Annotated in this window: 10 protein-coding genes and 1 pseudogene; 9 read left to right on the top strand and 2 right to left on the bottom strand. The window is 62.4% G+C overall.

Annotation, left to right across the window (positions count from 1 at the left end):
• The 6 genes from FNJ47_RS41370 to FNJ47_RS41345 all read left to right on the top strand — a co-directional run.
• On the top strand, nucleotides 1–1,264 hold a 1,264-nt coding region (locus FNJ47_RS41370; RefSeq protein ID WP_163161956.1), incomplete at its 5' end, for a xanthine dehydrogenase family protein molybdopterin-binding subunit.
• Nucleotides 1,265–1,332: 68 nt separating this feature from the next.
• Nucleotides 1,333–2,586, top strand: a complete 1,254-nt coding sequence (locus FNJ47_RS41365; RefSeq protein WP_163161954.1) for an ABC transporter substrate-binding protein — start codon at nucleotides 1,333–1,335, stop codon at nucleotides 2,584–2,586.
• A gap of 53 nt (nucleotides 2,587–2,639) precedes the next feature.
• Entirely contained in the window at nucleotides 2,640–3,524 is an 885-nt protein-coding gene (locus FNJ47_RS41360) for a branched-chain amino acid ABC transporter permease (RefSeq protein WP_163161952.1), read from the top strand.
• A gap of 7 nt (nucleotides 3,525–3,531) precedes the next feature.
• The gene (locus FNJ47_RS41355) at nucleotides 3,532–4,518 is read left to right on the top strand and encodes a branched-chain amino acid ABC transporter permease (protein WP_163161950.1); all 987 of its coding nucleotides are present in this window, start codon (nucleotides 3,532–3,534) and stop codon (nucleotides 4,516–4,518) included.
• Nucleotides 4,515–5,285 (top strand): ABC transporter ATP-binding protein, encoded by a 771-nt coding sequence (locus FNJ47_RS41350; protein WP_163161948.1) that lies wholly within the window; start codon nucleotides 4,515–4,517, stop codon nucleotides 5,283–5,285. The genes FNJ47_RS41355 and FNJ47_RS41350 overlap by 4 nt, the downstream gene beginning before the upstream one ends.
• A 4-nt stretch (nucleotides 5,286–5,289) precedes the next feature.
• Nucleotides 5,290–5,994 (top strand): ABC transporter ATP-binding protein, encoded by a 705-nt coding sequence (locus FNJ47_RS41345; protein WP_163161946.1) that lies wholly within the window; start codon nucleotides 5,290–5,292, stop codon nucleotides 5,992–5,994.
• A 45-nt stretch (nucleotides 5,995–6,039) separates the two neighbouring features.
• On the opposite strand, the gene FNJ47_RS41340 is transcribed toward FNJ47_RS41345, so the two are convergent.
• Entirely contained in the window at nucleotides 6,040–7,191 is a 1,152-nt protein-coding gene (locus tag FNJ47_RS41340; RefSeq protein ID WP_163161944.1) for a zinc-dependent alcohol dehydrogenase, read from the bottom strand.
• 194 nt (nucleotides 7,192–7,385) lie between these two features.
• Here FNJ47_RS41340 and FNJ47_RS41335 point away from each other — a divergent pair, with 194 nt between their 5' ends.
• The 3 genes and pseudogenes from FNJ47_RS41335 to FNJ47_RS51905 form a co-directional block, all read left to right on the top strand.
• Nucleotides 7,386–8,393: an ABC transporter substrate-binding protein gene (locus FNJ47_RS41335; protein ID WP_163161942.1), complete on the top strand. Its 1,008-nt coding sequence runs from the start codon at nucleotides 7,386–7,388 to the stop codon at nucleotides 8,391–8,393.
• A gap of 38 nt (nucleotides 8,394–8,431) precedes the next feature.
• Nucleotides 8,432–9,247: an ABC transporter permease gene (locus FNJ47_RS41330; protein ID WP_163161940.1), complete on the top strand. Its 816-nt coding sequence runs from the start codon at nucleotides 8,432–8,434 to the stop codon at nucleotides 9,245–9,247.
• Between the two features lie 4 nt (nucleotides 9,248–9,251).
• A pseudogene (locus FNJ47_RS51905) lies at nucleotides 9,252–9,374 on the top strand (ABC transporter permease); the annotation flags it as partial.
• On the opposite strand, the gene FNJ47_RS41320 reads toward FNJ47_RS51905, so the two are convergent.
• Nucleotides 9,359–9,870 (bottom strand): ABC transporter permease (locus FNJ47_RS41320; protein WP_236000422.1); only part of this gene is annotated, 512 nt, incomplete at its 5' end. The pseudogene FNJ47_RS51905 and the gene FNJ47_RS41320 overlap by 16 nt on opposite strands.

Raw genomic sequence — 9,870 nt, 5'->3', positions numbered from 1 at the left:
CCAGTACCGGGCGGTCGGACACCCGATTGCTTGTTCGGTCACCGAAGGGCTGGTTGATCTCGCCGCAGCGAAGATCGGCATGGACCCTGTCGAAATCCGCCGGCGCAACTTGATCGCCGACGACGCCTATCCCTGTGCATCACCCTCGGGCATGAAGTTCGAGCAGCTCTCGCATCACGCCTCGTTGGTCAAGCTGCTTCAGATGATGGACTACGATGCCTTGCGCGCCGAACAAGCGGCCTTGCGCGCCAGAAACGTCCACAGGGGTATTGGAATCGCCAGCTTCATCGAGGTGACCAATCCCAGTGCTGCCTTTTACGGCGTCGGCGGCGCGAAAATATCGTCGCAGGATGGTGTCGCTGTGCGGCTCGACGCGCAGGGGTCGGTGATCTGCCAGACCAGCATCACCGAACAGGGGCAAGGGTCGGAATCGCTGACCGCCCAGATCGTGGGCAGTGTGCTTGGTGTTTCAATGGATCGGGTCCGCGTGACGCTGGGTGACACCGACAATACGCCCTATGGCGGGGGTACCTGGGCCTCGCGCGGTGCCGGCATCGGCGGCGAAGCCGCGTTGCAGGCTGCCAAGGCCTTGCGTCAGAATATTCTGGATGTCGCCGCGGCCATCCTGCAATCGACGCCGACCGAGCTCGATATCGTCAACAACAGCATCATCAATGCCGGCGACGGCGCGCCACGCATGGAGCTGAACGAGCTGGCGCGGATCGTCTATTTCCGGCCGGACACCCTTCCGCCCGGCGTTCAGCCTGAATTTATGGCGACCCGCCATTTCGTTCCGCGCCAATATCCCTTTGCGTTCACCAATGGGATTCAGGCCTCCTGGCTGGAGGTCGATACCGAGACCGGATTCGTGACGCTGCTGAAACATTGGGTTGTCGAAGACTGCGGCACCATCATCAATCCGCAGCTGGTCAACGAGCAGATCCGGGGCGGGGTGGTGCAGGGGCTCGGCGCGGCGCTGTTCGAGAAGTGCGTCTATGACGAACGCGGTCAGCTGACCAACGCCAACATGGCGGACTACCTGGTCCCGATGTCCGGCGAGATGCCCGATATCGACATCGGTCACGTGGTGTCCCCGACGCGGGAATCGGAGTTGGGAGCCAAGGGAGCGGGCGAGGCGGGCACGGCTGGTGCGGCAGCTGCGGTTGCCAACGCGGTTAACGACGCGCTCCGTCCGTTTGGCGCCATAATTACCGAGATTCCGCTGACGCCTCAGGTTATTCTGACGGCCTTGGGACGAATCTGAGGTGGAGAGGTTCCGGGCAAAGACAATTCGATAAGCAAAACACAGACAGTTCTTGGGGAGGAATAGTCATGACGAAGAAGGTCACCAAAGCTGGATCGATATCGCGGCGTCGTCTGCTGACGACGGCAAGCGCCGGCGCCGCTCTTGCCGTCTCGCCCTTTCGCATCAATCTGCTGCAGGCCGAAGAAGCGCCCATCAAGATCGGCTTCCCCGTTCCCTTGACCGGACCGTATGGCGCCGAGGCCCAGGACCAGGTGCGGGCGGGCCAGCTCGCCGTCGCCCAATTCAATGATGCCGGTGGTCTCAACGGCCGCAAGGCCGAGCTCGTCGTGCGCGACGACAAGCTCAATCCCGGCGAGGCGGCGACGCGGACGTTGGAGCTGGTCGAGAAGGAGAAGGTGAATTTCGTCGTCGGCAGTCTGTCCGCGGCGGTTCAGCTCGCGATCAACAACGTCACCAAGGAGCGCGGCGTCATCTTCAATTCGATCAGCCAGTCCGACGCCATCAACGAGGCGGCGGACTTCAGCACATACACATTCCATGAAGCGTTGAACCCGCACATGACGTCGGGCGCGGTCGGTCGTTACGCCTTCACCAAATTCGGCAAGAAGGTTGCGTTTCTGACGGCAGATTACGCTTATGGCCACGAAATGGTTCGCGGCTTCCTCGAGGTCGGCAAGGAGTTCAACATCGAGAACCTCGGTGACATCCGCCATCCGCTGGGAACGACCGACTTCTCCACTTTGCTGCCCCGTCTCCAGGCGCTGAAGCCCGATATTCTCTGCATCAGCAATTTCGGCCGCGACCAGCAAATCGCGCTGAAGCAGGCGACCGACTTCGGCATCAAGAAATCTATCCAGATCATTGCACCGCTGCTCTCGCATGCCAGCCGCGTCGCAGCCGGGCCCCAAGCATTTGAAGGCGTTGTCGGCGGCTGCTCGTTCTACTGGGGCATCGAGGACAAAATCGCCTCGACCAAGGCGTTCAACGAAGCATTCCGCAAGATGTATGACGGCAAGCTGCCGACCGATTACGGTGCGCTCGGCTATGGTGGCGTTCGGGCCGTGCTCGAGGCGGTCAAGGGAGCCGGCAGCGTCGAGACCGATAAGGTCGTCGCTGCGCTGGAGGCGCTGAAGTACGACTACTACAAGGGACCGCAGTATTATCGCAAATGCGACCACCAGTCGGTGCAGTCGGTGCTCGTGATCAAGTCGAAGTCCAAGGACATGAAGAACGAGTCCGATGTGTTCGAGGTCCTGTCGACCGAAGAGCCCAACGAGAAGTACCTGCGCTCGTGCGAGGGACTCGGTCATAAGAGCTGAGCCATGCGCCGACGCACGCCGCGGGGCGTTGCGCGTCGTGCTGAGGGGGACAAATGGCGGGCCTGAGCTTTGACTTGATCGCGCTGCAATTGTTTGCCGGGCTCGCGCTTGGCGCAATCTACGTGCTGTTTGCGATCGGCCTCTCGCTGATCTTCGGGATGCTGACGGTCGTCAACTTCGCTCACGGCGCCTTCTATATGGTCGGCGCCTATGTCGGGCTCTATCTGATATCGATCGGCGGCAATTTCTGGATCTGCCTCGTGGCTGTGCCGATTGTGATCGGACTGTTCGGCCTTGCCGTCGAGCGCGTGCTGATCCGGCCGCTCTACGGCCGTGGCATCGACTATCCGCTGCTGCTGACGTTCGGGCTGAGCTACGTGATGGTCGAATGCGTTCGCATTGCCTTTGGCAAGACTGGCTATCCTTTCGACACGCCCGAAGTCTTGCAGGGCGCCGTCGATATCGGCGTCGGCTATTTCCCGCTCTACCGCCTGTTCGTGATAGGCGCGACGGCCGTCGTGCTGCTGGCGCTCTGGCTGTTTCTGGAGAAGACGAGCTACGGGCTCATTATCCGCGCCGGGGCACGCGATCCGCAAATCGTTCGCGTCCTTGGGGTCGATGTTTCCAGGGTCTGGTTGATTGTGTTCGGGATAGGTACCGCGATTGCGGGCTTTGCCGGACTGTTGGCGGCTCCGCTCCAGGGCGTCATCCCGGAGATGGGCGGCACGATCCTCGCCGAGGCTTTCGTCGTGACGGTCGTCGGAGGGATGGGTTCGATCGGCGGTGCTGTATTGGCAGGCCTGCTGGTCGGCGTGGTGGTCAGCATGACCTCGCTGTTCGCACCCGAGATGGCCAAGGTTTCGATCTTTGCCCTGATGGCGATCGTTCTGATCGTTCGTCCCCAGGGCTTCTTCGGCCGCGCCGGATTGATGAGCTGAGACCGGCATGACGAACGCTGCTCAATCGATCAAACCGCACCGTGCCACGATGGGAATTTGGTACGAGTTCGCAACACGACACCGCGCCAGCATTGTGGCGGTGGTGATCCTGATTTTTCCGCTGGTGATGCCGTTCACGGCCTTGGCCGTGAATATCCTGATCTATGGGCTCTACGCTCTCGGTTTCAACCTTGTATTTGGCTATCTCGGCCTTCTGTCGTTCGGTCATGCAGCATTGTTCGGGACCGGTGCCTACCTCTGCGGCATCGCCATCGTGCACCTCGGCTGGCCATGGTATGCGGCGATCGCGGCCGGGATCGCCGGTGGCCTGTTGATGGCGCTGTTGATCGGGGTGCTCGCGATCAGGACCCGCGGCATCTACTTCGCGATGGTCACCATGGCGCTGTCGCAATGTGTCTATTACCTGTTCTATCAGGCCGTCGACCTGACCGGCGGCGAGAACGGGCTCCGCGGCATCAATGTCCGCACCATCGATCTGTTCGGCTTGCGGATCGACTTCATCAATCCGATGATCCGGTACTACGTCATTGCGGCTTTCGTGATCGCCGCATTCTTCGTGATGTCGCGCATTCTTGCCTCGCCCTTTGGCGCCGTCATCGAAGCGGTGCGGGAGAACGAGATGCGTGCCCGCGCGTCGGGCTACGACGTGACCCTGACGCGCTTGCTGACTTTCATTTTGTCGGGCGGCTTCTGCGGGCTCGCGGGCGCCTTGCAGGCCCTGCATCTGTCGATCGTTCCGATCGAGATCCTGCACTATGAGACCTCAGGCCTTGTCGTGATGATCGCTCTGCTGGGCGGGATGGGGACATTCTTCGGGCCGATGATCGGCGCCGCGGTCTTCCTGGTGCTGGAGAACATCGTCTCCGTGTGGACCGTTCACTGGCAGTTGATCGTAGGCGCCATCTTCATTGCATGCGTGCTGTTCTTCCCTGCCGGCATCTGGGGCACGTTGATCGCGCGGGGTAGACGATGACCGCCGTAGCAGGCCAAACGAAAGAAATCATTCTGCGCACCAGGGGCGTCGGCAAGACGTTCGGCAAGTTTGTCGCACTCAACAACATCTCGGCCGAGTTTTCCAGGGGGGCGATTACCTCCATCATCGGTCCGAACGGCGCGGGGAAGAGCACCTATTTCAATCTGCTGTGCGGCGCCTTTCCGCCCACGAGGGGCAGCGTCGAGTTCGAGGGCAGGGATGTCACGGGGCTCCCTCAGCACCGCTTTGCTCACATGGGGATCGCAAAGTCCTTTCAGATCACGAGCGTGTTTCCGCAGCTCACGACGCGTGAGAACATCCGCGTCGGCCTGCAGGCGCTGGTGTCGCGATACGACATCTGGCGTCCCCGTGCGCGTCTGACCGAGCTGGTCGAGCGCGCGGACGAATTGCTGGCTCTGGTCGGATTGTGGGATTCTCGGGAACGTGCCGCCAAGACGTTAGCCCATGGCGAGCAGCGGGCGCTGGAGATCGGGATGGCGCTTGCCAGCCAGCCTCGTTTGCTGCTGCTTGACGAGCCGACCGCCGGCATGAGCCCGGAAGAAACCCGGACCATGATGGATCTGATCGTGAAACTCGCCAAGGAGCGTACGGTCATCCTGGTCGAGCACAAGATGAAGCTGGTGCTCGGGATCAGCGACCGGATCCTCGTGCTGCACCACGGAGAGTTGCTTGCCGAGGGGACGCCGCAGGAGGTTCGGCAGAACGAGGCGGTGAAGCGTGTCTATCTCGGGCAGCGGGAGCATTGAGGTGATGCTGCAGGTCAGCCAGCTCAATGCCTGGTATGGCGCGAGCCACGCTTTGCAGGACATCAGCCTCGAGGTGACCAGGGGCGAAATCGTCTGCCTGATCGGACGCAATGGCGCCGGCAAGACGACGACGCTGAAATCGATCATGGGGTTGATGGGGCGGGCCCGCGGCTCCGTCATCTTCAAGGGCGAGGAACTGCTGCGCCAGCCGGCGCATGTGCGCTTTGCGTTGGGGCTCGCCTATGTTCCCGAAGAGCGGCGGATCGTGCAGGGGCTGTCGGTGCGGGAGAATTTGCGGCTTGGGCTGGTCGCTTCGAAGCATAAGAAGCGGGAAGCCGAGCTGATCGACGAGATCGCCGTGATCTTCCCGCGACTGGCCGAGCGTATGGATCAAGAGGCGGTCACGATGTCCGGCGGCGAGCAGCAGATGCTGGCGATCGCGCGCGCGATGATCGCAAAGCCCGACCTGATCATGCTGGATGAACCGTCGGAGGGGATCATGCCGGTCCTGGTCGACGAGATGTTCGAGCTGTTCCGCAGCATGAAGGCGCAGGGAACGACGGTTTTGCTGGTCGAGCAGAACGTCGAGCTCGCGCTGGGCATCGCCGATCGGGCCTATGTGCTGGATCAGGGGGCCGTCGTGCACCAGGCATCTGCGCAGGCACTCCTGGCCGACGACGAGATCAAGGAGCGATACTGCTCGGTGTGAGCGGGCTCTCGGATCAGCCTGCGTGCCATCGGCACGAACGGAACCTCACTCCGCATCGTTCGCGATCGCATTAGCCTCGCGATTGGCCACGACGACCTTGATCGCGCCGTCGACGCGATCCCGCGCATATCTCAGCGCGGTCGGCAGGTCGGCCAGCGCAAACGTGTGGGTGTGGATTTTGGTCGCATCGAATCGCTTCGCGGCCATCAATTCCATCGCGCGGTGGGTGGCGCTGCGGCCTTCTCCACGAATGCCGTAAGCGTAGATGTTGTTCCGCACGAGATGCGCGATGTCCAGCGTCGCGGCTTCGTGCGGGAAGGCGGCCAGGCAGATCTTGCCGCCACGATTGGTCATGTGAATGGCCTGGTTGAGTGTCGCTTCGGTGCCGGCACATTCGACGACATAGTCCGCACCGATCCCCCCAGTTAGTTGCTTCACCACCGCAACGGCGTCTTCGTCGTTGATGTTGATGACACGGTCGGCCCCCAGTTCCCCGCCGATCGCGAGCCGCTTGTTGCGCGTGCCGGTCAGGATCACCGGGCTTGTGCCAAGCGCCTTGGCCACAGCAACTGCGAGAAGTCCGATCGGCCCTGGACCGATCACCACGACACTCTCGCCGGCCACCAATCCCCCCAGTTCCGTCAAGCCATACATCGACGTCCCGGCAGTCACCACGAGCGTCGCCTCCGCGTCGCTCATGGTATCCGGCACCCGCGCCAGCGTGTTGATGTGGTTGACCGCGTATTCGGCAAACCCGCCGTCGGTCGTGAAGCCGTTGGCGCGGTGACCCTTCTCGGGCTTTCCATAGTTGAGACAGGACGTGTACATGCCCTGGCGGCAGCGTTTGCATTGGCAACAGCCGGCATGGATCTCGACGCTGATCCGCTCGCCGATCTTGAACTCGTCGACATCAGGGCCGAGCGCCGCAACGGTTCCCATATATTCGTGGCCCGGTGTGAAGTTCTTGTTGAAGGGCGCGCCACCCTGAATGCTTGCCGGCGACCCGGCATGGATGATTTCGAGGTCGGTGGCGCAGATCGCAACTGCGTCGATCCGAACCAGCACCTCGGCACGCGACGGGATCGGCGTTGGCTTTTCTCGAAGGAAGAGCTGATCGGGGTCGCCAAGGACCCAGGCTTTCATCAGGTCGGGAACGGCAAGATCGGGCGATGTCTTGACGCCGGGCGGCTGGTACATGGGCGCGTCCTCTTTTGCTTGCCAGCCTAGCGCGAAACGGCCGACTGCCGCGAGCATCCGATCGCTGGCGTCGGGGCGGCTGCATTTGCTGCACGGCAGCAAACGCGTCGCAAAACGTTCATACGCGGCCTATACTTGGTCGCCCGGTTGATGTTGAAATCCTCATTGCATCCTCTCCCAGACCGGAGCCTCCCATGAAGACCGTCCGCCTTGTCCTTGCGTTGCTGGCGCTGACACTGATCGCGCCGTGGCAATCCGCCAAGGCGGCCGACGTGATCTGCTACAATTGCCCGCCGGAATGGGCCGATTGGGCCTCGATGCTGAAGGCGATCAAGGCGGACCTCAAATACGACATCCCGCATGACAACAAGAATTCCGGCCAGGCGCTGGCCCAGATCCTCGCCGAGAAGAGCAATCCGGTCGGCGATATCGGCTATTTCGGCGTGACCTTCGGCATGAAAGCCAAGGCCCAGGACGCGCTCGAGCCTTATAAGCCCGCGCATTGGGATCAGGTCCCCGCCGGCCTCAAGGACCCGGATGGCTATTGGACCACGATCCACTCCGGCACGCTCGGCCTGTTCGTGAACAAGGACGCGCTCGGCGGCAAGCCGGTGCCGGCCTGCTGGAAGGACCTCCTGAAGCCCGACTACAAGGGCATGGTCGGCTATCTCGATCCGTCGTCGGCGGCGGTTGGCTATGTCGGCGCGGTCGCGGTCAATCTGGCGCTGAGTGGCTCACCCACCAATTTCGATCCGGCGATCAGCTTCTTCAAGGAGCTGCGCAAGAACGATCCGATCGTGCCCAAGCAGACGTCGTATGCCCGCGTCGTCTCCGGCGAGATGCCGATCCTGTTCGACTACGACTTCAACGCCTATCGCGCCAAATATTCAGAGAAGGGCAACTTCGAGTTTGTCATTCCCTGCGAGGGCTCGGTGGTGTTTCCGTATGTCGTCGGTCTGGTGAAGAACGCGCCCGACAGGGAGAAGGCCAAGAAGGTGATGGACTATCTCTTGTCCGACAAGGGGCAGGCGATCTGGACCAATGCCTATCTGCGTCCGGCCCGCCCGATCGAACTGCCGGCTTCCGTGAAGGGCAAATTCCTCCCCGACAGCGACTATGCCCGCGCCAAGAGCGTCGACTGGGGCGAGATGGAAAACGTGCAAAAAGCCTTCGTCGACCGCTATCTCGCCGAGGTTCGCTGAGGCAATATGGTGCCCCTCGCCGGGGCACCATTCTTCCGATGTCGCAAAAATCCTTCGTCTGGTTCTGCCTGTTGCCGCTCGCGGTCGTGACCACGGCATTCTTCCTGTTGCCGATGGCTCGCCTCGTGGTCGCGGGTGCCGAAGGGCCGCATGGGCTCGCCGGATATCTCGCCATCCTGACGGAAAGCCGCTATCGCGCGACGTTGATCAACACCGTGCTGTTGGCGGCGGCAACCACGGTCGTCACGCTGATCGTGGCGACGATCGCGGGAATGTTCCTGCAGCGGCACCGCTTTCCCGGACGGGCCGTGCTCATCGCGATGCTGACCTTTCCGTTGGCTTTTCCCGGCGTGGTGGTCGGCTTCATGATCATTCTGCTGGCGGGACGGCAAGGGTTGATCGGCGATCTCTCGAACCGGATCTTCGGCGAGAAATTCGTCTTCGCATATTCGATCTACGGGCTCTTCCTCGGTTATCTCTACTTCTCGATCCCGCGGGTGATCCTCACCATCATGGCGGCCGTGCAAAAGCTCGATGTCGGTCTGGAGGAAGCCGCGCGTTCGCTTGGTGCCAGCCCCTGGGCGGTGCAGCGTGACGTCGTGCTGCCGGCGCTGGCACCGGCCTTCGTTGCGTCCGGCGCGATCGCGTTTGCGACCGCGATGGGGGCCTTCGGGACCGCTTTCACGCTGGCGACGAATATCGACGTGTTGCCGATGCTGATCTACACCGAGTTCACGTTGGCCGCCAACTTTGCGACCTCGGCCGCGCTGTCGGTGGGGCTCGGCCTGATCACCTGGCTCATCCTTGCGCTTGCCCGCACGTTCAGCGGCAGCGCGGTTGCGGCGGCTGGGTGAACGCATGCGCGATCGCCTGATCTTCACCGGCCAGTTGATCTTCACGCTGCTCGTTGCGGCCTTCCTGGTGGTGCCCGCGGGGCTTTCCATCTCCGCCGGCGTGACCGTCAATTATTTCCGGGGCATCCAGGTCAGATTGAATTCACCGAGCGAGAGCGTGACCACCATCAGCGCGCCGGCGAGAATTCCCGGCAACGCATTCGGCACGATGACATCGCAGAAGCGCCGCCATGGCGATGCCCCCAGCGAGGCCGCGCCTTCATCCAGCGTCTTGACGTCGACGGTTGCAAACACCGCCATGACCGACCGCACCATGAACGGCATGGTGAAGATCACGTGTCCGACCAGGATGAAGAGCCAGGAGCGGCGGAAGCCACCAAAGCTCCCATAGGAGAGCAGCAATGCAAGCGCAATCGCAAGCCCGGGAATTGCGAGCGGCAGCGTGATGACCTCCTCGACGATGCGGGCAAGCCGTCGTGCCCGCGTAGGCGGGGCAGAGGACGCGGCGAACGCGGCGAGCGAGGGGACGCCGAGCGACCCGGATGCGAGCAGGCAGGGGGGGAGCAGGGGCGGCGCCAGAAGGCGCCGGCCGCGCGCGGACCGCGCAGCGGTCGCAGGAGGTG

Source organism: Bradyrhizobium uaiense, from assembly GCF_010811875.1.
GTDB lineage: Bacteria > Pseudomonadota > Alphaproteobacteria > Rhizobiales > Xanthobacteraceae > Bradyrhizobium > Bradyrhizobium uaiense.
Note: the sequence above shows the minus strand (reverse complement) of the source record. Positions and strands in the feature narration are given on the sequence as shown.